General features: G+C 34.4%; 20 protein-coding genes and 1 other RNA gene. 14 read left to right on the top strand and 7 right to left on the bottom strand.

What is annotated here, in order from left to right; translation table 11 throughout:
- Positions 1 to 37: 37 nt before the first annotated feature.
- From DMB65_RS22060 to DMB65_RS01970, 12 genes are all read left to right on the top strand, one after another.
- Positions 38 to 205: a hypothetical protein gene (locus DMB65_RS22060; protein ID WP_165834807.1), complete on the top strand. Its 168-nt coding sequence runs from the start codon at positions 38 to 40 to the stop codon at positions 203 to 205.
- Positions 206 to 338: 133 nt separating this feature from the next.
- Entirely contained in the window at positions 339 to 662 is a 324-nt protein-coding gene (locus tag DMB65_RS02020; RefSeq protein ID WP_110304990.1) for a hypothetical protein, read from the top strand.
- A gap of 22 nt (positions 663 to 684) precedes the next feature.
- On the top strand, positions 685 to 1263 hold the full coding sequence (locus tag DMB65_RS02015; protein ID WP_110304989.1) for a Crp/Fnr family transcriptional regulator: 579 nt from the start codon (positions 685 to 687) through the stop codon (positions 1261 to 1263).
- 472 nt (positions 1264 to 1735) lie between these two features.
- Positions 1736 to 2455 (top strand): pirin family protein, encoded by a 720-nt coding sequence (locus DMB65_RS02010; RefSeq protein ID WP_230470578.1) that lies wholly within the window; start codon positions 1736 to 1738, stop codon positions 2453 to 2455.
- A gap of 33 nt (positions 2456 to 2488) precedes the next feature.
- Positions 2489 to 3019 (top strand): YceI family protein, encoded by a 531-nt coding sequence (locus DMB65_RS02005; protein WP_110304987.1) that lies wholly within the window; start codon positions 2489 to 2491, stop codon positions 3017 to 3019.
- 23 nt (positions 3020 to 3042) lie between these two features.
- Entirely contained in the window at positions 3043 to 3732 is a 690-nt protein-coding gene (locus DMB65_RS02000; RefSeq protein ID WP_110304986.1) for a hydrolase, read from the top strand.
- Positions 3733 to 3790: 58 nt separating this feature from the next.
- Positions 3791 to 5560: an amidohydrolase gene (locus tag DMB65_RS01995; protein ID WP_110304985.1), complete on the top strand. Its 1770-nt coding sequence runs from the start codon at positions 3791 to 3793 to the stop codon at positions 5558 to 5560.
- Positions 5561 to 5752: 192 nt separating this feature from the next.
- A complete protein-coding gene (locus DMB65_RS01990; RefSeq protein ID WP_110304984.1) occupies positions 5753 to 6178 on the top strand; it encodes a DoxX family protein in 426 nt (141 codons plus the stop codon).
- A complete protein-coding gene (locus tag DMB65_RS01985) occupies positions 6175 to 7542 on the top strand; it encodes an alginate export family protein (RefSeq protein WP_110304983.1) in 1368 nt (455 codons plus the stop codon). Before DMB65_RS01990 ends, DMB65_RS01985 begins: the two co-directional genes overlap by 4 nt.
- A complete protein-coding gene (locus DMB65_RS01980) occupies positions 7542 to 8231 on the top strand; it encodes a YoaK family protein (RefSeq protein WP_110304982.1) in 690 nt (229 codons plus the stop codon). The genes DMB65_RS01985 and DMB65_RS01980 overlap by 1 nt, the downstream gene beginning before the upstream one ends.
- Positions 8228 to 8623, top strand: coding sequence for a transposase (locus DMB65_RS01975; protein ID WP_317048103.1), 396 nt, complete (start codon positions 8228 to 8230; stop codon positions 8621 to 8623). Before DMB65_RS01980 ends, DMB65_RS01975 begins: the two co-directional genes overlap by 4 nt.
- Positions 8624 to 8680: 57 nt before the next feature.
- The gene (locus tag DMB65_RS01970; RefSeq protein WP_110304981.1) at positions 8681 to 9358 is read left to right on the top strand and encodes a hypothetical protein; all 678 of its coding nucleotides are present in this window, start codon (positions 8681 to 8683) and stop codon (positions 9356 to 9358) included.
- 317 nt (positions 9359 to 9675) lie between these two features.
- Here the strand turns inward: DMB65_RS01970 and DMB65_RS01965 are convergent, their stop codons facing one another.
- The 5 genes from DMB65_RS01965 to DMB65_RS01945 form a co-directional block, all read right to left on the bottom strand.
- On the bottom strand, positions 9676 to 12156 hold the full coding sequence (locus DMB65_RS01965) for a glycoside hydrolase family 95 protein (RefSeq protein ID WP_110304980.1): 2481 nt from the start codon (positions 12154 to 12156) through the stop codon (positions 9676 to 9678).
- 608 nt (positions 12157 to 12764) lie between these two features.
- Positions 12765 to 14243, bottom strand: a complete 1479-nt coding sequence (locus DMB65_RS01960; protein ID WP_110305054.1) for a glycoside hydrolase family 30 protein — start codon at positions 14241 to 14243, stop codon at positions 12765 to 12767.
- 541 nt (positions 14244 to 14784) lie between these two features.
- Entirely contained in the window at positions 14785 to 17889 is a 3105-nt protein-coding gene (locus DMB65_RS01955) for an efflux RND transporter permease subunit (protein ID WP_110305053.1), read from the bottom strand.
- 10 nt (positions 17890 to 17899) lie between these two features.
- Complete coding sequence (locus tag DMB65_RS01950; RefSeq protein WP_230470573.1) at positions 17900 to 18895, bottom strand: efflux RND transporter periplasmic adaptor subunit; 996 nt, start codon at positions 18893 to 18895, stop codon at positions 17900 to 17902.
- Positions 18896 to 18964: 69 nt separating this feature from the next.
- On the bottom strand, positions 18965 to 20290 hold the full coding sequence (locus tag DMB65_RS01945; RefSeq protein ID WP_110304978.1) for a TolC family protein: 1326 nt from the start codon (positions 20288 to 20290) through the stop codon (positions 18965 to 18967).
- A gap of 153 nt (positions 20291 to 20443) precedes the next feature.
- Here DMB65_RS01945 and DMB65_RS22570 point away from each other — a divergent pair, with 153 nt between their 5' ends.
- Positions 20444 to 20572, top strand: coding sequence for a hypothetical protein (locus DMB65_RS22570; protein WP_262511955.1), 129 nt, complete (start codon positions 20444 to 20446; stop codon positions 20570 to 20572).
- Positions 20573 to 21175: 603 nt separating this feature from the next.
- Here DMB65_RS22570 and ssrA read toward each other — a convergent pair.
- Positions 21176 to 21572: a transfer-messenger RNA gene (gene ssrA, locus DMB65_RS01940) on the bottom strand.
- 203 nt (positions 21573 to 21775) lie between these two features.
- Entirely contained in the window at positions 21776 to 22978 is a 1203-nt protein-coding gene (locus tag DMB65_RS01935; protein ID WP_110304977.1) for a serine hydrolase domain-containing protein, read from the bottom strand.
- 240 nt (positions 22979 to 23218) lie between these two features.
- Here DMB65_RS01935 and DMB65_RS01930 point away from each other — a divergent pair, with 240 nt between their 5' ends.
- Positions 23219 to 24421: an NAD(P)-dependent oxidoreductase gene (locus DMB65_RS01930; RefSeq protein WP_110304976.1), complete on the top strand. Its 1203-nt coding sequence runs from the start codon at positions 23219 to 23221 to the stop codon at positions 24419 to 24421.
- The last annotated feature ends 43 nt before the right edge of the window (positions 24422 to 24464 follow it).

Here is a 24464-nt window from a genome sequence, read left to right as displayed (position 1 = left end):
CTTTTAACTAAACATTTATAGAATAAATTCAAGAGAATTGAACTTCAAAACTAACCAACAATTATCTGATTTTATTACCAGATACACTTTTGCAACGACTGTAATTCTTACAAATGGTATTCCAATTGAAAGCGTTAGTAAAATGCCAGGCCATAAAAATGGCGTACCACAGAACATTATGCAAAAGTTTGAGATAGAAAAGTAAATGAAGCTGTGTGTATTAAAAATTGAACTTTCAAAAGGATTACTATAAAAACACATAATCAATTTCTTGTCCTAGTTCAAGATTTCATCGAATATTTCATTCCTATCTTTGTATCATAAAATTAGTAAAGCATATGAAAAAATTAAATTTTATAGTATTCGGAAAAAACAAACCCATATTAGATATAGTAATTCGTTTGTTAAATGAGAATGATGACTGGTCTGCTATAGGATTCATCGATGAGGATGAAGCCTTTACTAATGTTGATTTATTGGATTTTGATATTCTACTTTTGAGTTGTGGAATTGAAGATGTCGCAGAACAAATAATTAGAGAAAGAGTAAAAAAAATAAATTCTAAAATAATAATTATTCAGCATTATGGTGGGGGCAGTGGATTATTGAAAAATGAAATTCTATTAGCATTAAGTGAATTTGATAATTCAGAGTGTTTTTAATAGTAACTAATAAAATTATTTTATGTTTGAAAATATAGATGCATTTGTAAATAGATGTGCCAATTTCACTAAAAATGAACTTGACATATTTCATACTTTAATTGATTTTAAAACTGTCAATAAAAAAGAATATTTATTACAAGAAGGAGAAATTTGCAACTTTGAGGCTTATGTTTTAAAAGGGTGCATAAGAAACTATTTTATAGACGAAAATGGATTTGAAGTTATTCTACAATTTGCAATAGAAGATTGGTGGGTTAGCGATATAGCAAGTTTCCATGAAAAGAAACCAAGCAAATTATATATCGAAACTTTAGAAGATTGTGAGTTGTTTTTTCTGACGTATGAAAATAAAGAAGAATTATTAAAAAGGGTACCTAAGTTTGAACGGTTCTTTAGGTTAATGGTTCAAAAAAAACTTTCTTCTACACAAAACAGGTTAATTAATACAATTGCAAAATCTGCTCCAGAAAAGTATTTAGACTTCATAAAATTATACCCTACAATTTCTCAAAGAGTTACTCAACATCATATTGCTTCTTATCTTGGTATATCAGCCGAATTTCTAAGTAAGATAAGAACAAAACTTTCAAAGCAATAAATTTAATTTTTGATTTTTCATTGTGATCAACTTCCTGTTAACTTATTTGTTTTCAGGAAGTTTTTTTTATGATCAAATTACTTTCTTGAACTGGTTCAATGCACAAGTTTAATTTTCAAAGGAAATTTGTACTGTAATTAGTAAGTCAATAAAGTTTAATACGTTCTTGAACCAGTTCAATGCACAGGTCTAATTTTCAAAAGAAATTTGTACTGTAATTTGTAAGTAAGCAAAGCTTAAATACGTTCTTGAACTAGTTCAATGCACAGGATTAATTTTCAAAAGAAATTTGTATCACCAAAAATAGAATAAAATTATGGACAGAAAAGAATTTTTAAAAAAAGGATTATTTGGAACAGGAATGTTTGCTGCAACTGCTGCATTCGGGAGTGTTATTAAAAACGAAATAGATGAAATACAACCATTAGAAATTATAGGATATAATCATCTGCCAAATGAAAAATCAAACATAATGGAAAATACAATTTTGCACAAAGCAGAAACAAGAGGAGTAGCAAATCATGGATGGTTGGAAAGTCATCACACCTTTAGTTTCGCAAACTATATGAATCCTGAAAGAATGCATTTTGGGGTATTGAGAGTGTTGAATGATGATAGAGTAGATCCGGGAATGGGTTTCGGTACACACCCACATGACAATATGGAAATTATAAGTATTCCATTAGAAGGTGACTTGGAACATAAGGATAGTATGGGAAACACTACTGTAATCAAAAATGGGGATATCCAAGTTTTGAGTGCTGGTACTGGAATTTTTCACAGTGAATATAATAAAAACAAAGATAAATTAGTAAAGTTTCTTCAAATATGGGTCTACCCTAACAAAAAGAACGTAACTCCTAGGTATGACCAGATTACCTTAAATCTAAAAGAAAGAAAAAATAAATGGCAACAAATTCTTTCACCAGACCCAAATGATGCTGGTGTTTGGATACACCAAGATGCTTGGTTTCATTTAGGAAATTTCAAAAAAGATTTCAAGACTGATTATAAAATCAAAAAAACTGGAAATGGTGTTTATGTTTTTATAATTAATGGTTCTGCAACTATTGGAGCCTATGAATTAACAAAACGAGATGGACTAGGAATTTGGGATATAAATAATTTCAATATAACAGCAAATTCAGATGATACGGAAATCCTTCTGATGGAAGTACCAATGACTTTATAATAATTAAATAATAATAACTTAAAAATCACAAAAATGGTAAAAACAACTTGGGCAATTGACCCAACACACTCGGAAATTGGCTTTAAAGTAAAGCACATGATGTTTACAAATGTATCTGGAAAATTCAACAGATTTCAAGCACACGTTGAAAATGAAGACAACAACTTTGAAACTTCAAAAATCAGCTTTTCAGCTGAAGTAGATTCTGTTGATACAAATAATTCAGATAGAGATAATCACTTAAGAAGTGCTGATTTCTTTGATGCTGATATTTTTCCAAAAATTTCATTTACATCTACAGAGATAAAAAAAATTAATGATGCTTTGTTTGAAATTACTGGCGATCTAACCGTTAAGAATGTAACAAAAAGCGTTGTTCTAGAAACAGAATACAGTGGATTAATGACCGATCCATGGGGAAATACAAAATCAGGACTTTCGATAACTGGAAAAATAAACAGAAAAGAATTTGGTTTGACTTGGAATGCAGCTCTCGAAACAGGAGGAGTTCTAGTTGGAGAAGAAATCAAATTAATTTCTGAAATTCAATTAATTAAACAATAATTTTTAATCTTAAAATAAAAAAAATGAAAAAAGTAGTTTTATCTTTAGTAGTAGGTTTTACAACCTTGACTGGTTTTGCACAAAAACCAAGTCCTAGTTTATTAACGCCAACAAACCATACTTTGGTTTTAATTGACAATGAAGGACAAATGGCATTCGCAACAAAAAGTATCGATATCGATCAGTTGCGCAACAATACAGCAGTTGTAGCAGGAGCTTCAAAAATTTTCAAGGTACCAACTGTTGTTACAACTGTAGCTGAACATATATTTAGTGGACCGGTATTTCCAGAAATTAACGAATTTTATCCTCAAGCAACTTCAAATTACATTGACAGAACAACAATGAACACTTGGGAAGATGCAAAAGCCTATAAAGCAATTACCGAAAAAGGGAAAAAGAAAATAGTTCTTGCGGGTTTATGGACAAGTGTTTGTATTGCAGGGCCAGCCTTGTCAGCCATTGCTGAAGGATATGATGTCTACATAATTACTGATGCATCTGGTGATGTTTCTAAAGAAGCTCATGAAATGGCAGTGACCCGAATGGTTCAGGCAGGAGCACATACGATGACTTCAATGCAGTATTTATTAGAATTGCAACGTGACTGGGCTCGAGGTGAAACTTATGTAGCCGTTACTGATTTAGTAAAAAAATATGGCGGTGCTTATGGTATCGGCGTGCAATATGCCCACGGGATGTTGAAACACTAAGATTACAAATCAAAAAGGCAGGTGTTGTTATACCTGCCTTTTTTAAACTCATTACACTATGAAAACAATCTATACAGTTGTTCTTTCGTTTTTGTTAACAGGTGTTGTCTTTGCTCAAAAAGCTGATATTATTGTCATTAATGGAAAAATCACAACTCTTGATGATAAAAATCCTGAAGTGCAAGCTTTGGCTATTTCAGGAAATAAAATCGTACAGACTGGGACAAATACCCAAATACTCAAACTTAAAACAAAACAAACAAAAATAATCGATGCCAAAGAAAGTCGCGTTATTCCAGGACTTTTTGATAGCCATTTGCATGTTATTCGTGGTGGTCGATTTTATAATACTGAATTGCGTTGGGACGGAGTTACTTCGCTAAAACGTGCCTTGCAAATGTTGAAAGATCAGGCTTCACACACGCCCGAAGGTCAATGGATTAGAGTAGTTGGTGGTTGGAATGAATATCAGTTTGAAGAAAAACGACTTCCTACTTTAGCCGAAATTAACGAAGCAACAGGAAATGTGCCTACGTTTATTTTGTATCTCTACGGGAAAGCATGGCTCAACAAATCAGGTATTCAAAAATTGAATATCAATGCCGATACACCAAATCCAGTTGGAGGTTTAATAGAAAAAGACAATGACGGAAATCCAACCGGTTTATTGGTAGCCGAACCGAATGCTTTTATTTTATATTCAACTTTGGCAAAATTGCCCGAATTGACTAAGGAAGAAAAAATGAATTCGACCTTGCAATACATGACCGAATTAAATCGCTTAGGCGTAACTGCCGTAATGGATGCTGGTGGCGGTTTTCAAAATTTCCCTGACGATTATGGCATTACCGAAGAGTTGAACAAACAAGGAAAAATAACCATGCGTTTGCCTTTCTTTTTGTTTGCACAGAAAAAAGGAACCGAATTAGCCGATTATACCAAATGGACTGGAATGGTCGAAATTGACGACCATGGACATAATGGGATTAACGAAGTCGATTATCACGTTGAAGGTGGAGGTGAAAATTTAGTTGCAGATGCTGCCGATTTTGAAAATTTCCTTTTTCCGCGTCCCGAATTGCCAGCAACTATGGAAAAAAATCTTAAAGACGTTTTGAGCTTATTGGTTAAAAACCATTGGCCTTTCCGTATACACGCAACCTATAACGAAAGTATTTCGAGAGATTTAGACGTTATCGAAGCCATAAATAAAGAAACACCGCTCAACGGATTGGTTTGGTTTTTTGACCACGCCGAAACCATAAGTGAGCAAAATATGCAACGCATCAAAGCATTGGGTGGTGGTATAGCCATTCAGCATCGTATGGCTTATCAGGGCGAAAATTTTATTCATCGCTATGGCAAAAAAGCCGCACTAGCTGCACCACCGGTTAAACGAATGTTAGAATTGGGCTTGCCTGTCGGTTTAGGAACCGACGGAACTCGTGTAGCCAGCTATAATCCTTGGGTTTCATTATACTGGATTACCACTGGAAAAACCATTGGAGGAACTCAGGTTATGGCAAAAGAAAATACGTTGGATAGAAAAACAGCTTTAAAACTGATTACACAAGGTGGATTTGATTTGATTAAAGAACAATTGAAAGGAAAAATTCAAAAAGGCTATTTTGCTGATTTGATTATCCTTGACAAAGATTATCTTTCAGTTGAAGACGAAGCTATTAAAGGAATTACGTCAAAATTAACCATTGTTGATGGAAAAGTAGTATATGGTTCCGACGAATATAAAACGGTTGCACCAGCAGCCTTACCGATAATTCCCGAGTGGAGTCCGGTGAAATATTTTGGTGGGTATCAAACCAAATAATTGGTTCTTCGCCTAGAATTAGTGGAAAACTAAATTAGGCTGTTTATAGACGGAAATTAAAATTTAAATAATCACTTGTTTTAAAGAATATTTTGCGATAATCACGAAATTTATTCATTGATTAATAGATATCTTTTTTTGAATTCCACTAATTCTAGGCGAAGATCCAAATAATTTAAAAACGATTTAGTTATGAAAAATTTACTTCAAAAAATAACACATATTTATCCTTCTGCCCGTGTAGTCGATTTGTCGTTATTGATGTTCAGAATCTCACTTTCGTTAGAATTAATGGTGGCGCACGGACTCAAAAAATTGGGTGTAGGAGTGGCTGCTGCCGAGCAAGTGCCCAATCCGTTGCATTTGCCCGAAGCTTTCAATAGCTTGTTTGCCGATGCCGCCAATCTTGTTTTTCCGGTATTTGTCATCTTTGGACTCTTTACCCGATTGGCTGTTTTGCCTATATTGGCCGTAACATTGACAGGCTATTTTGTTTTGCATTGGAACGATGCCTTACTGATAAAAGATACTCCTTATATGTATAGCTTGTGTTATTTGTTCATTTTGGCAGTAGGTGCAGGAAAATATTCGTTGGACAGTTTTTTTCATAAAAAATGAAATTTATAGCATTATTTTTTGTGCTTTTACTAAACCAATTCGCTTTTTCACAACAACTGCTTGATTTTAAAATGTTACGGTATGACGAAGATTATACTGTGGTAAAAACGGATTCTACTTCGACATTTTTTGATAAAATAAAGCACATACAACTAACGAAAAGTGATGATTTATACCTTTCATTTGGGGGAGAATTGCGGTCACAATACCAATATTTTAAAGATGAAAATTGGGGTGATACGGAAAATGATAAAGACGGTTTTTTGTTAAACAGAGCTTTATTTCATACTGATTTTCATTATAAAAAAGTTTTTCGCATTTTTTCACAATTGCAAAGCAGTACAGCGATAAGTCGGGTTGATCCAAGTCCGGTGGAACGAAATGATTTAGATATTCATCAATTGTTTTTTGATTTTACTTTTGATTTGGAAAAAAGTAGCCTGCTTTTTCGATTTGGGCGACAGGAAATGCTCTATGGTTCACAACGATTGGTGTCGGTTCGCGAAGGACCAAATAGCCGGCAAGCGTTTGATGCTGTGAAAGTGGTGTTTAAAAATAGAAAATTCAAATCTGATATTTTTTACAGTCAATCTGTTAAAAACATTCCTGAAGTTTTTGATGACAGACTGAATCCGAATACCAGATTTTTCGGTATTTACAATGCGTTCAACAAATTACCAATTATTGAAAACATCGATTTTTATTATTTGGGACTAAAAAAATCGTCTGCTGAATTTGATGATGCACAAGGAAAAGAATTGCGACATTCTGTAGGAACAAGAATCTGGCGTAAAAATCACAATTGGAATTACGATGTAGAAGCTGTTTATCAATTTGGGTCTGTTGGAGCAAAAAATATCGAAGCGTGGACATTGTCGCTCAATACTTCGTACCAGTTTGCTACGATAAAATTTAAACCTATTTTGGGCTTAAAAACCGAATTTATTTCGGGTGATAAAAAGTATGATGATGACAAAATACAAACGTTTAATCCATTGTTTCCAAAAGGTGCTTATTTCGGTTTGGCGGCACTAGTAGGACCTTCTAACTTGTTTGATATTCATCCGTCGATTGATTTGGAGTTGAAAAAAGACATTGTTTTTTCGGTAGATTATGATATTTTTTGGCGAATGAGTCGCAACGACGGAGTTTATCAACCTAATACAATATTAATGCATTCGGGAAAAAACACATCGAAAAAATACATTGGAAATCAATTGGGGGCAAACTTGAATTATGATGTAAACAACTGGTTAGCTTTCAGAATAGAAGGAACTTGGTTCAATACAAAAAATTATTTAAAAGAAGTAACCTCGGGGAGAGACATTATATTTGGTGCTGCCACGGTATATTTAAGATTTTGATGGATTTAAAACAAAAATATGCTTCATTCTTGCTCAGCTTTATTGCCGGTTATGTTGATACAGCCGGCTTTATTGCTTTGGCTGGAATTTTCACGGCTCATATTACCGGAAATATCGTAATGGTTGGTACTGCGGTCGTTGAAATTCAAAAAAATAGCGAAATTGTATCACGCTTGTTGCTAATTCCTGTTTTTATGTTAGGTGTAATACTGACTTCAAGAATTTTGAAAATACTAAAAGGCAACGATGTTCAAAAGCTGAACATGATGTTCATTTTACAAGCGTTGTTATTGTTTTTATTTGCTTTTTCAGATGTGTTTTTCTCCAAAACAAACAGCAATTTAACCATCGAAACCAGATGGATAATTGAAGGAAGTATTGGTGTTTTGGCTTTGGCAATACAAAATGTGTACATGAAAATCGTTTTGCCTAAAATGATTCCAACAACGGTTATGACGGGTAATTTGACAAGTTTCTCCATCGAATTAGAAAATCTTCTAAGTGCCATTTTTTTCAAAACCGATAAAAACACAATAAACTTATTGAAAATTGGAAATGCGATTTTAGGGTTTTTAGCTGGCGCTGTTTTTGGGGCATTATGTGTCTGCCAATTCGGATTATTGTGTTTGCTTTTTCCTGTATTTCTTTTGGTTTTGCTTGTTTTGTACTGTAATCCAATAAAAATATAGAATTTCTATTTTTTTGTTCACCAATAACTAAAGGGCAAAATGTTCAAGCAAGCCTGGGGATAATAGATAGTCAAAGTGTACGCTGGGGGAATAATCGTTCTTTAAATGGTTTTGATGGCAACAAAAAAGTAAAAGGGATAAAACGTCATATAGCGGTTGATAAAAACGGATTTTTATTAGCTATTATGGTAACAATAGCCAATGTTCACAATAGTAAAGCAGTACTGTTATTAATGAGAACATTGAAATGTTTTTTATGTCCCATCAAAGTTATCCCAGCCGATGGCGGCTACAGAGGGGAGATTATTGAGCAGATTAAAACCAGATTTGGATATATTATTCAAGTCGTGATGAGATCTGATGATAAAACAATACTGTTGTTTGTTTTATGATAGACAAAGATGTAGTTTAAACAAGGCGGAATAGATAGCCGACAAACAATTAAAATAATGAATAAAAATATTGTACTTTTCATAGCACTTTTCTTCTCAAGTGCTTCTTTTGCCCAACACCAAATCGACAGTTTGGGAAAAATTTCACCAACAAAGCCAAATCCACCAATAGCAGTGGAATTTTTTGCGGGTAACAATGGTTTGGCTTTTCAAATGATGGTAAGTAAACATTTTTCGCCAAAAAGCAGGTTTGGCTTTTTCAATGTTACTCACTTTGTTGGTGATTACGAAACAACTAACCAAAAAAATTCATATCTGTCTCAGTCATTTCTGACAGCCGATATTTGGAAAGGATTATCTTTAAATGCAGGAGTAATAATGAACTCTATGACAGGGTTTAGACCTTCTGCTGGTATGCAATATGTTTTTGCAAAGCGAAAATTTTTGGCGGTTTTATTACCACGTTTTGACCTTACTCAAACTTACAATTTTGAAACACTCGGACTTGTTGAATATAAACCAAAATTTGAAACCAATTGGGGACTTTATACAAGATTTCAAGGTCTTTATAATCATAATACAAAATTTGATTATCACGACCGCAGTTATGTTTGGTTAAGAGTTGGTGCATCATATAGAAATTATCAATTTGGTGTAGGTAGCAACTTTGACTTTTACGGACCTTTAAAAACAAATGAAAATAATTTTGGCGTTTTTGTAAGATCTGACTTATAGTATTAATTTCGACTTTGAAACTATAATAACAGAATTGGATATTACTAATGAAGACAAGGTACTACCGCTAAACGCCTTGGCACTATGGCGGGTTTAGGTTTAATTTGGAGTTGGTATTGTACTTGTCAAATTGTGTTTAACCGAAAGTTTAGGCTTCCTTAATCTGCTATATCGTCAAGCTACAAGACGATTTATTCATGCAAATCAAGGGTTGAAATAAAATACTAACAGTCCTCGGATTAGACCTAACAGGTTTCATAAACCTATATGGTATGCCTTAAAAATCAAAACGTTATAAATCCAACCCTTGATTCGCATTATTCATTAAAAGTTATTATTTCTCCGGGTTTTGTATCGATATCATAAGCGTATACTTTTCTGGTATTTGTGGTTTGCTTAGAAATAACAGCTTTTTTTATCTGTGGTGTAATATAAAATGAATTCGGGTTCTCGGAACTATTTTCAACAAGTCTAATTGGTTTGTTTGATTTTAAAGGCCAATATGATCTTATTCTGCAATTTCCTCCAATGGTTGATTTGATAGTTAATTTGTCGATTTTGTTTTCTTTCCAGTTTAACTCAATAATCTCAAAACCACCTCTGGCTTTTATCCCGCTTATGTCTCCTTTTTTCCAACTATCCGGTAAAGCAGGCAGAATATGAATCGCACCATCATGACTTTGTAAAAGCATCTCAGTTATCCCTGCAGTAAAGCCAAAATTCCCATCTATTTGAAAAGGTGGATGGGCATCGAACATATTAGGATAAGTTCCTCCGCCACTCTCGTAGTTTATATTTTCATAATCGCATTTTTCTACCAGGCTTATTTGATTGGTAATTAGTTTGAGTGCATGATTGCCATCCTGTAATCGTGCCCAAAGATTTATTTTCCAGTTCATCGACCAGCCCGTTGAAGGATCTCCTCTTTGGATAAGTGAAGTGTGGGCTGCATTAAATAAATCCGGTGTATTATAAGGCGAAATTTGGTTAGAAGGATATAATCCGTATAAATGAGAAACATGACGATGATGATCCTCTGGATTATCCCAGTCGTGCAGCCATTCCTGCAATTGTCCATGTTTACCAATTTGCATTGGAGCTAATTTTTCTAAAGCAACTTTTAGTGAATCTGCTAAATCCTTGTCTGAATTTAAAATCTTGGCAGCAAGTATTGTCTTTGAAAACAAATCGTAAACAAGCTGATTATCAAGTGTCGTTCCTGCCGTAATTACTTTCCATTGCTGGCGAATCATATACGGTGCGTTTTCAGGTGACATGGATGGACTAACAACTAACCATTTATGTTCAGGATCTTCTACTAAAAAATCGAGAAAAAATTGAGATGCTCCTTTCATTGCAGGGAAAACCGATTTCAAATAATTAGTATCACAATTGAATAGAAATTTTTCCCATAAATGTTGAGAAAGCCATGCTCCTCCACATGGCCATAAACCCGGAGGTCCATCAATTGCCCCGTTGAATCGCCATATATCAGTATTGTGATGAGCAACCCAGCCTTTGGCATTATACATATCCTGAGCCGTTTTTCCCCCTGTTTCTGAAAGCTCTTTAACCATTGTTATTAAAGGCTCGTGCATTTCAGAAAGGTTTGTAATTTCTGCTGGCCAGTAATTCATTTCTGTATTGATATTAATAGTGTATTTACTGTCCCAGGGAGGAAAGAGCTGATTATTCCACAGACCTTGAAGGTTAGCCGGTTGCCCGCCCGGTTGCGATGAGGATATGAGTAAGTATCTTCCAAATTGAAAATACAAGGCTATTAATTGTGGATCATTTGCTTTCGAAAATTCTTTTATTCTTGTATATGTTGGTTTCTTTACAGAATCGGTTACTCCAAGATTTAATTTTACCCGGTCAAAATATTTTTTATAGAATTTTATATGATCTTCACGTAAACTAGTATATTTTTTCAGCGAAGCCTTTGTTAAATAGTCCATTGCCTGTTCGTATGCATCACCAGATACATCATTGTATTTTTTGAAATTAGTAGCAATGGATATATACAAGATTACTGAATTGGCATCAACTACTTCAATGGCGCTATCTTTTGTTATAACTGTACCACCTTCAGGAACAATTTTTACCAAAGATTCAAAATTAACCTGCCCTTTTATTCCCTCAAAATCAGAGGTAATACCAGCCATTTTTAATATATTATTTTTTTCAACCGTTACGATAGTCTTTGCTGGTCTTGTAATTCGGGTTGTAAAGTGTAAGGAATTAGGTTTACTTGCAGTCAATCGAATCACTATAACCTGATCCGGAAAGGAAGTGAATATTTCCCGCTTATAAGTTACACCATTAGCATTATATGTAGTTGTTGTAATAGCATTGTCAAGGTTTAACTCCCGATGATAGTTTGAGTATTTTTCCATACCAACAAAATCAATGTAAAAGTCACCTACTGTTTGGTACGGCATTCCCTGAGCACCTTCGCTTGTTATGGTTTTGCAGGCTAAGTCTTCAGCTTCTGCAAATTTATCGTCAAAAATCAATTGACGTATATCTTTAAGCGATTTCGCAGCCTTTGCATTATCATTTCTGTATGGTCCACCTGCCCAAACTGTAGTCTCATTGAGTTGAATCTGTTCATTATTCGGATTACCATAAACCATAGCCCCCAAGCGACCATTTCCTAATGGATATGCTTCTATCCAGCTGGATGCCGGTTTATTGTCTGTTAAAACATTCAGATATTTTTTTTCAGTATTTTGAAGTTGAGCCAGACAAAACCCATGACAAAGAATTAAAAGTGTTGTTGTTATTAAATTTTTCATGCTTTTTTATTTTCTTAAATAATTAAAATCAGATATTTAAGTCCTGGTTAAATTATGTTTATTGTAAAGAGTTCTGTTTACTTTTCTTTATACAAAGTTGATAATAGTTATAACCGGCGTCTATCAATATAATTTGGCGAATATAATCTTTAGTTTTTTACAATACAAAGGCAATTTTGTGAGATTTTAAGCTTCGACATTCTTTTGGCATCTTATAGTTTAATGTACCAATCAAAATTTTAATTGATTTATTCCAATTTATTATTAGATTGATTACCTACCTTCCTGGTTCTATATTAAATTTTGATTTTTTTTTATTGCCGGTACATTCTAATATATAACCATCAAATATAATTAGCTCTATCTGAATATTACTGCCTGATCAGTATATTCCAATGCAAAAGGTCAATCTTAATTTTAAGATTGACCTTAAATCAAAATAGCTTAAATAAACCGAAATTATACGATCGTTATTTTGTATTTAAATATTAACTTTTACATTCCTTGATTTTAAACGACTCAATGTTTCTTTTGTTTTACCCTAAATAATTTACTAATACCAAAAGCAGGCTGAATATTTAACCGATTTAATTGAGATATATTTTCAACTATTTACTGATTTCAAATGTATTTAAGGAATGACCATCAAGCATCAAGTCTAAAAAAACCGCACCTGATTTCACTACTAACTTTTGCTCTTTATCTTGAAAATTTCCTGCGATAATAATCGTTTTGCCTTCTGGTGTACTAAAAACCAGGATAGGCTTTTTATCCACACCCGATTCTTTGTATGAAAGCAGTCTGGAACCCGGAGATACGTAACGTGCGTAATGCTTTACCGCATAATATTCTGGCGTATAAGTGGCTATCTTAGTTTTTGAATCTACACGGATAAGTGCATTTTGTTTCCATCCCCATCCGCTGACACCATCATCCGCTAAAATTGCATTCCAAAAAGTGTATTCGGTACAGCCATTTGCTAAATAATGATTTATAAGCCCAAAAGTATGTTCAGACGATTTCCAGTCAAAAGAACCCCAGCCGCACTCGCTTTCTGTCTGCACATAATTGTACTGGGGATACTTTTCCCGAATGCGAGGAAGTATATTTCCACCTTCCCATTGGAAACCAATCCCTTTTATTGTTTTAGACATTCGCGGGTCAGAAAGAATTTCATCAATCACGTCATATCTATCGGTATTAATTGTTCCAAGATAGAGAGAAACTTCTGGATGCTTCTCTTTTAACGCAGGTGCAAGATATTCGGTATTAAAACGGATAGTCCCTTCTGCTGTCCATGCACAGCCTGGATAAACAGTATAGCTGTAAGCTTCGTTTTGGTACATTACCGTATTGATTGGAATCTTTTGCTCACGGTAAGCATCAATAAACTTACAGAAATAATCAGCATAAGCTTTTAAGTATCTGGGATCTTGTATAAAATAATCATTTACAGTGAACTGATTAGGAAAAACCTTTACGTCTTTTTCCTTATTATCTTCATAAAGTGCAACATCCGAGAGAGGTGACATAGTATTGAATTGCTTATCGCTGCGAACGGAATAGTAATGGTTTATTTTCATCCAAGATGGAGGAGACCATGGTGAAATCCAGAAAGTCATGTTTGGATTATAATTTTGAGCTGCTTTGATATAGGGAATCAGGGTAGTCTTGTCCCGGTCAATATTAAAGTTTTTGAGTTGAAAATCACCGTCTACCTCATCTGAACTGTACCAGTTTCGTGAATAGTCATTAGCATTCATCGAGAAGCGCCCCAAATTGAATCGAAGATCACCATCTTGGGAAAAAAGCTGTTTTAAAACCGATTCTCTTTGTGATTGTGGAAGCAGATTAAGCGCATCCCAGCCCAACTCATTGAAACAGGTTCCCCATGCCTTAAAAGTAAGGAGTTCTTTTTCGCTTTCAACCACAATATCTGGTTTACCTTCAGTCTTTTTTTTTAATGCTATTTTTTTCTCCTGCCAATAATTTCCTTCATTACTTTTAATCCATTTCACCGTTTGGGAATATGATGCATTACTTAAGGTAAAAAATAAGCCAATTATTAAATTTTGATATGTTTTCATAGTTCTTTTTAGCTGAAATGGTTTTTCATAATAATCATAAAACAAATAATAAGTGTCAAATCTACAATTATTTTTTAATTTTCAAATTTAATTCTCCATAAATTGTAGCTAATTATTTATAAATCGAATTATTCTAATATTTCTTTCACTATTTGTTACATAAATATTTCTTCCTGTTTTTTGAAAATTTATTTCGTTGGTTTCTGTGATGATGTCGAAAAGTTTTTTTCAATTCCCAATTTTTGAAAATTCACTGTTCAGTTTTTTTATTTATCCTTTCATATACAAATTCAGTATAGCAAATTTTATTTAGAATGTCGTTTTTATAGTTCTTCATTAAAGGTTATCCAATATTTTTGTATGATTTCAAAATTGTCAGTTTGAGAGCCAGTCAATTCTGTCACAAGTCCACAAGTTTGTATTTTTTGTTCTATTATTGTCATTCAGGTTCGTCTTGTTGCAATGACCGCTAAAAATATAGTATGACGAACATAATGTTTAGTTTTTTACAATACAAAAACAAATTTGTGAGATTTTAAGTTTAGACATTCTTTTTTCTATTTCCAGTTGTCTTCATCAAAAGGCTATCAATAATAAGATACATGCTGGGCACTACAAACAGTGTTAGAATCATAGAACTTGTTAATCCTCCAATAATTACCCACGCCATTCCGTTTTTAATTTCAGATGCAGCTCCACCTGCAATTGCAATGGGCAGCATACCTAAGATCATAGCGAGAGTAGTCATCAATATAGGACGAAGCCTTTCCTTACCTGCTGCTACTAGTGCTTCTATAACACTGTGCCCTTCCGCTTTAAGATTATTGGTAAAATCTACGATAAGTATCGCATTTTTTGAAACCAAACCTAAGAGCATAATCATCCCAATAATAGTAAAGATATTCAGGGTTTCCATCGTAAGTGCGAGTGCCAAAAATGCCCCAACCAATGCTACAGGTATCGAAAAGAGCACTACAAATGGATATACTGCGTTTTCATATAATGCAACCATAATCAGGTACACCAACAGGATAGCCGTAATAAGTGCCAGTCCGAGACTGCCGAAAGCATCTCCCTGATTTTTTGAGTCACCAAGATATTCTATGCTAATGCCTTCAGGAATCTTAATAGATTTTGTTCTTTCCTTGATTTCATCCGTGACGGTTCCGGTCGGACGACCAGCTACATTGGCTTGTACAGTAATAGCCCCCATACGATCAATACGCTGCAGCGTGGTTTCCCCAAGACTTTCGATAACATCAGCAAACTGGCTCAGCACTATTGTCTGTCCTTCAGAATTTATAAAAGATAAATTCTTTACATTTTTAATATCCGAACGATTAAATTTATCCAAACCAACTAGAATATTATACTCATTACCTTCCTGCTTAAATTGGTTTTTATCGCTTCCATTAAATGAGTTTTGAAGTGCAGCTCCTATCATACTGGCGTTCAATCCAAGTAAACTCATCTTTTCCCTGTTTAGTTTAATGTCCACTTCAGGTTTTTTGTCCTTAACGGATAGTTTTACGAATTGTGTTCCCGGTATTTCAGCCACTACTTTTTTATAAGCTTCTGAGACCTGGCGAACATCATTAAGATTCAACCCTTTAACAGCTATTTGTATTGGAGCGCTACTGACATTTCCGGTAATAGATGTAGAGGAAGTAGAAAACTTAGCACCGGTAATGGCAGTACTTAGCTTTCCCTGGATGAACGTTCCATATTCTTCGGCAGTCATATTTCTTTTTTTCTTATCTACCAATGTCACTGTCAATTCAGCCAGATTGGAATTACTATTAGTTCCCGATACACTACCGCTTACAAACCCGATACTTGAAAATACTTTTTCAACTTCCGGCTGATTTAAAAGAATCTTTTCAGCCTGTTGTACCAGTAAATTGGTCTTATAGACAGTTGCCGTAGGCTCCAGTTCCATATTCAGTATCAAATCACTCTGATCTGCTTTTGGAATAAATGCTGCGCCGATAAATCCTGTCGGAACCAAAGCAATTGCTCCGATAATCAAAAAGATAGTCAGGGACAACAGCCATCTTTTTTTATGAAGTACCTTTTGCAGCATTTTTCCATAATCTTCTTTCATGGTATCAATAAATTTCTCAAATCCGAGGTTAATTTTCCCCCAAAGTGAATCTCCTTTTAAATGTTCCAGTTTACCAAAACGACTTGCCAATAAAGGAGTGACAGTAAAGGATACAAAAAGGCTCATAAGGGTTGATATAACTACCACAAGTGAGAACTCCCGAAGTATAGAACCTATCATTCCGCCGGCCAATGCTAGTGGAAGGAAAACCACCACATCTACTAATGTAATTGAAAGTGCAGTAAAACCAATTTCGTTACGTCCTTCAAGAGCTGCCTTGCGTTTGTCAGAACCCATTTCCATGTGACGGTATATATTTTCCAAAACCACAATGGAGTCATCTACCAATATACCAACTACTAATGATAGCGCCATCAGTGTCATTAGGTTTAATGAGAACCCAAGCAGATACATGGCAATGAAAGTAGGTATAATAGATGCAGGCAGCGCTACCAATACAAACATAGAACTCCTGAAACTATGCAGGAATGCCAGCATAACTATTCCAACAATAATAATAGCAAGCATTAAATCAAACATTACGGAATTAGCTGCATGAAGGGTATATAAACTCTGGTCAGTAGATATATTGAATTTTAGGTTGTTTGTTTTGTACTGGTCTTCGATGTTTTGAAATACTTTTTTTACTTGTTTACTTACATCAACAGCATTCGCATCACTTTGTTTGATAATCTGTACCCCAATGGATGGAATACCGTCAATATGATTAATAGCTGTTGTCTTTGCTGTTGCATCTACCACTTCGGCAATATCCTTCAAATAGATAACACCCTGTTCCGGATTTTGAAATATTATAAGATTACGCAGCTGATCCAATGACTTTACATTAGCATCATAGCGAATGGAAAGCCGTTGGTTTTGTGTTTCGATACTTCCCGCTGGAAAGGAAAGATTAGCATTATTGATTGCCTGGGTAATTTGTGTAATGGAAAAATTGTAAGCAAATAGTTTGTCCTGATTGATGTTGATATGTATTTCACGTTCGTCACCACCAATAATATACACCTGACCAACACCAGCAACATTCTGCAATATTGGCTTTAGCTGTTTATCGACAAGATCGTACAGATTTCGAGGGGCCATATTAGCTGTCAAGCCTGCTTTGATTACTGGGGTTTCCTCTAAGTTTATCTTGTTTACCATAGGCTTTTCTACATCTTCAGGAAGCATGTTCTGTCCTTGGTCGGCTTTACGCTGTACATCGCGTTCTGCTTTGTCAATATCAGTGCCACTCTTAAAGGCTATTGTAATAATAGAAACTCCTTCCTGAGAAGTAGAATTGATTTTATCCAGTCCTTCTACAGAAGAAAAAAGATCTTCCAATTTCTTGGTTACCGTAGTTTGTACTTCTGCTGCCGAAGCTCCGGGATATATGGTACTCACGGAAACAGTAGGGACTTCGATTTTTGGGAGTAAGTTATAGTTCAGGCTTAAGTAGGACTGAATCCCGAAAAGAATCAGTACGGTAAATATAACTATAAGTAATAATGGTCTTTTTATGGCTATCCCTGTTATTGACATATTCTGTTCTTTATTTTGAAACATTAATTAAAGTACCATCCTTCAAATTGATCTGTCCGGATGTAATGACCACATTTCCTGCTTGTAAACCTTCTGTCACTTGTATATTTTTACCGTACTCCTTACCAACCTTTATGCTTCGTAATAAAGCTTTGTCTTTCTGAACCATATATACAGAAGCATTCTGGGTACTTTCGTTCAGTGCCTCACGTGGAATCAGAAGGATTTTTTGAGCTGTTTTTCTTGAAAAATTGGCATAAACGAAGGTGCCCGAACGTAAAGGTGCATCCTTTTCATTGGCGGCCGTAATCTCTACCTGATAATTATGGGCCTGATTTGCCTGAGGGCTGATAAATGTAACTGTACCGAGAATTGATTTATCGGGATACACATCAGTTGTCAGCTTAATTTTTTGACCAAGAGCAATCTGATACACTTCTGCTTCTGTAAAATATACCTGTACTTTTAATTGAGAAAGATTTACGATGGAAGCAATTTCCCCTCCGGCAGTAACATACATACCTTCTTCAATCGCTTTAGTTCCAATAATGCCGCTTGTCGGTGCTTTGATACTGGCGTCAGCTATCTGTCTTCTTAATTGCTGAGAAAGATTCACAGCATCATTATAGTTCTGACGAATCTCATTGACTTTTTCTTGTGTGGCTGCATTGCCTTCAAGCAGATCAGTGTAGGTCTGAAGGTCACGTTTGAGTTTTGAAGCATTAGACTCCGATTTTTGCAGATCGAGCTTTATTAATCGCGTATCGATTATGGCTAATGTCTGCCCTTGATAAACATGATCTCCAAGATTAAACAGCAAACGTTGTACATTTCCGCTGCTTGTCGATACAATTTTTGCTTCTTTAAATGGAGCCAGTTTACCGGTTTTAATCAGTCCTGCCTCTTGTATTTCTTCCTTAACTATGGCTGCCGTTACAGGTATATGAATATTTTCAATCTGTGCCGGTTGATTCTTCTGATCAATCTTCTCTTTGTTTGCTGCCAATTTAAAGGTAATTAAACCTATGATGCCAATACAAACCAGGGTTATTATATATTTTTTTTTCATTGCTGTTTAAAGTGAATTATAAAAGGTTTTCAATGTACCCGCTGCTTTTTCTAGATCAATTCGGGCTTGGTAATAATTGTATAATGAGTTGAGATAACTGCTTTGAGCCTCTTTGAGCGAGTTCTGTGTATTGAGCCAGTCAGTAAGATTTGTGATTCCTTTCTGGAATTGCAGATCAGTAATATTAAGTACAGATTCTGCTAATGTTACATTCCTTTTATCGTTCTCTACATTGATTTGTGCCTGTAAAACTTTGGTATTGGCATTTTCATAATCTACCTTATACCGAGCTTCCATTATTTTCAAATTTTCCTCGGCGTTGATCCTGCTGATTTTTGCCTGTTTATACTGTGCATTTCGTTTATAGAAATCGAGTATCGGAATACTTAGCTTTAAACCCACAGCCGAATATGGCAGTAACTCCTCATAAGCCCCATTTAGATTATCTCCAAAACCAACAGCACCATAGCGGAAATATCCGGTAAGTTTGGGATATGCTTCAGCCCTGATACGTGACTGATTAATCTCAAGGACTTTTATATTAAGCTCAGAAAGTTTGTAGTTTATCTTTGAGGCAGGTGTAAATGTATCTGAATTATCTTTGATTGTGGGTGATGCCATTTCGGTAGAAATATCTACTGCAAGAGGATCGCTAATGGGATAACCCATTTCATATTTAAGTTCATTTTCTGCTAATTGCAGATTACTTCTCGCAACCCTTATTTGTGAAATAGTATTGTTGTAGTCCACACTTACCTTGTCCAGATCCTTTTGAAGTACGACCCCCTTGCTAACCTGTAAACTGTATATATTTATTTGCTTTTCATAAGTTACTTTGTTGTACTCCAATACTTCCAGTTGCTGGTTATAAACAAATATCTGGAAGTAATCCATGCTGATATTGTAAATAATTGCTTCCTGACTTTGTTCTATATTGAGCTCTGCCTGCTGTTTGTTGTACTTATTAGCTTTTAATCCCGTTATGAGCGAATGGTCATAGATTACCTGATCCAATTGTCCTACGAAATTGGAATTGTATTTCTGTGTCAAGGATACCCTCATTTCATCAGGTCCAAAAATCCCGGCAGGAATTACACTTTGTTGTAATTTCAGGTTATTATCAAGTGTTGAAGTCAGGCTGACACGTGGCAAATAATCGGCAAGTACTTCTTTGGCCCTGGCATCAGCAGCCAGTTTTTCGTTGGTATAGATTGTATTATTACGATTATTTTTTAAACCATATTCTATACACTGTTTTAATGTCCAATTTTCCTGAGCATTAGTTTTTAACCAAAAGCTAAAAAGGAATAGTATAACGATCTTTTTACCCATATAAAATTTGATTACTTATTAACTTCCTGAATGGAAACTATATATTATATTGGGCTAAAGTAGCCCATAGGGTAATTGTTGTTTTTTTTATTATACAAACTCCACTGGTTTTTATACAAAACGCAGGACAAAAACTAAGAATGCGTTTGTAAAATGTATAAATTTGTAAGTATTAAAGACAATCCAATGAATGAAATAGGATCCCTAACGGCTGTAGAACCTTTACTTGATTACTTCAAAAAAAGAGGTTATGCATTAAATGACAGAAGTTATATACTTTAATGTACCATTTAGAAATTTCATAATTAAGTCTTATAAATATTTAATTGCCATTGATTTTAGTTAGTAATTTTAAGTTGAAAAAAGAAATTCAAATGCTTTTTACAGCAGGTACATTCAAGTATATAATTATCTAAATGACAACTAACTAATTATTTATTTAATGATTCTTAATTTAAAAATGATCTTTCTTTAACTACCAATTTAACAAGTAAATAATTTCAATTTGATTCAACACGACTGTTATGAAATCAAAACCTGGAAAATCTTCAAAAAAGAAGGGCAAAAAAAATGACTGCAACTGAAAAGGAAAAGGCTCTTTGCTTTGATTGTTCGAATTATTGTCGAAAATACTCTAAAAGAAGTATATGGAGAGAAGCAAGAAAATAAAAATGATAATCGAACTTAATTTTATTTAATAATAACTGCATGAATTTCAGTATGTTGAAGTGTTCGATTCTCACTGACTATTAACTTTTTTAATAAAATTTGAATGCTTTTTTTTATAAAAATGCATCAAAATTTTGAATCACAAAAAAAAACATAAATCAATGACTATCAATATATTAATAAATAAAAAAGGAAGATGTTTGACACCTTCCTTTTTTGTGGAGTCGCCGGGAATCGAACCCGGGTCCAAACAAGCAACTAAAGAGCTTTCTACACGTTTATTCCCTGATTGGGTTTTCGATGTTAAGCCAGGTCAGGAACAACCACTCAACACTTATCTTCTTAATTTTCAAAATCCACCCGAAGCTCATGGAAATCTAGGTTTATTTTTACGGTTCCCCTAAACTGAACGCCACAAACCAAGGCTTTCAAGGAGAATCCAGCTTCCCTACCTTGTAGGGACGTGGCTAATCGTACTATAATTCAGATTATGCAGCTAAAGCGTAGTTATTTTCGCCGTGTAAAAGTGTGAGATCTTATATTTACGAGCAAGGTCTCAATGCTCGACGTGCTTACTTTTCAATTCGACTTGCTGTCAAAACCAGTCGACCCCAAAAATTAGTTTGCAAATTTATACTATTTACAGTTAGTTTTAATTAAAATTTTCAGAAAAATTAGAAAGCCAAAAGTCGAAAGTTGTAAAGTTTTTAAAGTCAAACGGTTGCTTCTTTTTGTTTTCCGCAATTGGTATATTTAAAAGGAACAAAGTCAATATTTACAATTTCTTTATGACTTTCGACTTTGTGACTTATTAAATTACTCTTCATCTTTAAACTGAAATGGATAGTCTCCAAAAATCGGAGCCAGTTTGCGGACTGCATATGTATTTCTTGTCATTTTGTTTGATAAAGCAATTATTGTCACCCCTTCTTTCATAAGTGTGATATAAGACGATGTGTTTCCATGCCACCAACCGTTATGAAAATAAAAATTTTGTCCGGTTTCCCAATTGACCATCCTGATTCCAAGACCATAATTTTTAGTACCTTTTCGCTCATTGCTCTGTCCGGTATAAACCTCTTTTAATAAAGCAGGCTTTAAAAAATCAGGTGCATTTCTGGCTCTGTCAAATTTTAAAAGATCCCGAACTGTTGAAAAAATATTTTTATCTCCATAAACGTTATCCAGATAATCAAAACCAATTTCTACACCATTCCTTTTATAAGAAGGAACAATCTTCTTCCTGTCTTTATCATCATCAAAAACATAGGTATGAGTCATGCCAAGAGGTTTGAAAATCATTTGAGACATTGCCTCTTTGTAGGATAGTCCGGTTATTTTTTCAATAATAAGCGCCAACATCGCATAATTGGTATTGCAATAAGCAAAGCGGGTACCTACCCTTGACTCCAAACCTACATTTTTAGTAGCCAGAATATCTAAAATATCTTGGTTTGTAAGCTGATTGTGCCTGTCCCAAACCGATTTATCCCTGTCTGTAAAATAAGCATAATTTCGCATTCCGCTTCGATGGCACAATAACATTCGAACCGTACATTCTTCGTATGGAAAAGTTTTTAAAATAGTATTTACTTTTTGATCCAGACCAATCTTACCTAAATTGATTAATTTTAAAACTGCAGTTGCAGTCAGTACTTTGCTTACAGAAGCAATTTGCACAGGGGTATCAGCCGTAATTTTGGTGTCTTTATTTTTATTAGCAAAACCACTATACCTTTCAAAAATAACCTGTCCGTTTTTGGCAACCAGAAAACTTCCGTTCATGCTGTTATTGGACCAGTTTTTATTGTAAAAATGATTGATTCTGCCTTTCACAGAATTAACATAGGCTGTTGTTATTTTTTTTTCAGGTCCCATCGGAATCATTCTTCCCAATGTATCTTTTTCTTTTACAACATCATCCTGACTGTTCTTTTTATCTTTTCCACAGGAACTTAAAACTAAAATTGAGAAAAGTATTTGTGGTATATTTGTTTTTTTAAGGAAACTCATTTTCATTTATTCTTTAAAAACAAATATATAGAATTCAAGATTTATGGCTGAATATTTTTTCGAAGAAAATTCTTAGCATCAACATCTGATTGACATTTTTTTTTGCCAGCTTATTGTACATCAGAGCTTAACGATTACTAATCTTTAAAATTAAGAAAACAGCAAGAAAAATTTAACTATATTTGTTATATTTAAAACAAAATACATTAAAAAAGTTATATTAAAAAGTACTAAAAATCCATTATAATGAAGTTCGGAATTATCAAAGAAAGAAAAAATCCCCCTGACAGACGTGTTGTCTTTGCCCCTGATGCATTAGCAAAACTCAAACAACTCCACCCTGAAGCCTATATAAGTGTTGAAAGTTCAGATATTAGAATTTTTTCTGACCAGCAATACAAAAGCATCGGTATCAGTGTTACTGATGATATTTCGGACTGTGATGTCTTCTTTGGGGTAAAAGAAGTTCCAGTTGCTGATTTGCTTCCGGACAAGTCTTATTTCTTTTTTTCGCATACGATAAAAAAACAGCCTCACAACAGAGAACTTTTACAGGCCATTTTAGAAAAAAACATCACTTTATATGATCATGAAACCATAGTTGATGAACATAACCGGAGGTTAATCGGGTTTGGGAAATATGCCGGAATGGTTGGGGTTTATAACGGAATTCGCGCTTTCGGAATAAAATTCGAGTTATTTAAACTTCCAAAAGCAGAAACTCTATCAGGAAAAGATGCCCTGATCATGCATTTGAAAAGAATAACACTGCCTCCTTTAAAATTTGTAATTACCGGAACCGGAAAAGTCGGCAGCGGTGCTCAGGAAATTTTAAAAGCGATCAAAGTAAAAGAAATCACAATTGAAAATTACCTGACTAAAAATTATACTCAATCAGTTTACGTGCAACTGGATGCTTTAGAATATAATAAAAGAATTGATGGTCAAATTCTTGATTTTACAGATTTCACTCAACATCCTGAAGACTATACCTCTGATTTTGAAAAATTTACTAAAGTCAGCGACATTTATATTGCCGGACATTTTTACGCAAATAATGCCCCTATGATTCTTACACAGCAAATGCTGAATGCTAAAGATTGTAAAATAAGGGTTGTAGCGGATATTTCATGTGATATAAACGGACCAATTGCAAGTACACTGCGTTCCTCAACTATTGCAGAGCCTATTTATGGTTACCTGCCATCAGAAAATAAAGAAGTTGACATTTTTCACCCAGCTGCAATTGTAGTAATGGCAGTTGACAATTTGCCTTGTGAAATTCCAAAAGATGCCAGCGAAGGATTTGGAGAACAATTTATAGAACATGTAATTCCTGCCTTCTTCAACAAAGATAAAGACGGAATCCTGCAACGTGCTAAGATTACCGAAGATGGAAAATTAACCGAGCGTTTTAGCTATTTACAGGAGTATGTCGATGGAAAATAATTTTAAGCTGAACTGTAAGCCAAACAATGAATCCTGCAATCTA

The sequence above is a fragment of the Flavobacterium cheongpyeongense genome (assembly GCF_003202435.1).
Lineage (GTDB): Bacteria > Bacteroidota > Bacteroidia > Flavobacteriales > Flavobacteriaceae > Flavobacterium > Flavobacterium cheongpyeongense.
The sequence above is the reverse complement of the archived record's forward strand: the minus strand, read 5'-3'. Positions and strand labels throughout refer to the sequence as shown.

Excerpts from the sequence above, each read along its gene's own strand:
- DMB65_RS02020 (WP_110304990.1), top strand. The coding sequence starts at position 339 with ATGAAAAAATTAAATTTTATAGTATTCGGAAAAAACAAACCCATATTA.
- DMB65_RS02015 (WP_110304989.1), top strand. The coding sequence starts at position 685 with ATGTTTGAAAATATAGATGCATTTGTAAATAGATGTGCCAATTTCACT.
- DMB65_RS02010 (WP_230470578.1), top strand. The coding sequence starts at position 1,736 with ATGGAAAATACAATTTTGCACAAAGCAGAAACAAGAGGAGTAGCAAAT.
- DMB65_RS02005 (WP_110304987.1), top strand. The coding sequence starts at position 2,489 with ATGGTAAAAACAACTTGGGCAATTGACCCAACACACTCGGAAATTGGC.
- DMB65_RS02000 (WP_110304986.1), top strand. The coding sequence starts at position 3,043 with ATGAAAAAAGTAGTTTTATCTTTAGTAGTAGGTTTTACAACCTTGACT.
- DMB65_RS01995 (WP_110304985.1), top strand. The coding sequence starts at position 3,791 with ATGAAAACAATCTATACAGTTGTTCTTTCGTTTTTGTTAACAGGTGTT.
- DMB65_RS01990 (WP_110304984.1), top strand. The coding sequence starts at position 5,753 with ATGAAAAATTTACTTCAAAAAATAACACATATTTATCCTTCTGCCCGT.
- DMB65_RS01985 (WP_110304983.1), top strand. The coding sequence starts at position 6,175 with ATGAAATTTATAGCATTATTTTTTGTGCTTTTACTAAACCAATTCGCT.
- DMB65_RS01980 (WP_110304982.1), top strand. The coding sequence starts at position 7,542 with ATGGATTTAAAACAAAAATATGCTTCATTCTTGCTCAGCTTTATTGCC.
- DMB65_RS01970 (WP_110304981.1), top strand. The coding sequence starts at position 8,681 with ATGAATAAAAATATTGTACTTTTCATAGCACTTTTCTTCTCAAGTGCT.
- DMB65_RS01965 (WP_110304980.1), bottom strand. The coding sequence starts at position 12,156 with ATGAAAAATTTAATAACAACAACACTTTTAATTCTTTGTCATGGGTTT.
- DMB65_RS01960 (WP_110305054.1), bottom strand. The coding sequence starts at position 14,243 with ATGAAAACATATCAAAATTTAATAATTGGCTTATTTTTTACCTTAAGT.
- DMB65_RS01955 (WP_110305053.1), bottom strand. The coding sequence starts at position 17,889 with ATGTCAATAACAGGGATAGCCATAAAAAGACCATTATTACTTATAGTT.
- DMB65_RS01945 (WP_110304978.1), bottom strand. The coding sequence starts at position 20,290 with ATGGGTAAAAAGATCGTTATACTATTCCTTTTTAGCTTTTGGTTAAAA.
- DMB65_RS22570 (WP_262511955.1), top strand. The coding sequence starts at position 20,444 with ATGTATAAATTTGTAAGTATTAAAGACAATCCAATGAATGAAATAGGA.
- DMB65_RS01935 (WP_110304977.1), bottom strand. The coding sequence starts at position 22,978 with ATGAAAATGAGTTTCCTTAAAAAAACAAATATACCACAAATACTTTTC.
- DMB65_RS01930 (WP_110304976.1), top strand. The coding sequence starts at position 23,219 with ATGAAGTTCGGAATTATCAAAGAAAGAAAAAATCCCCCTGACAGACGT.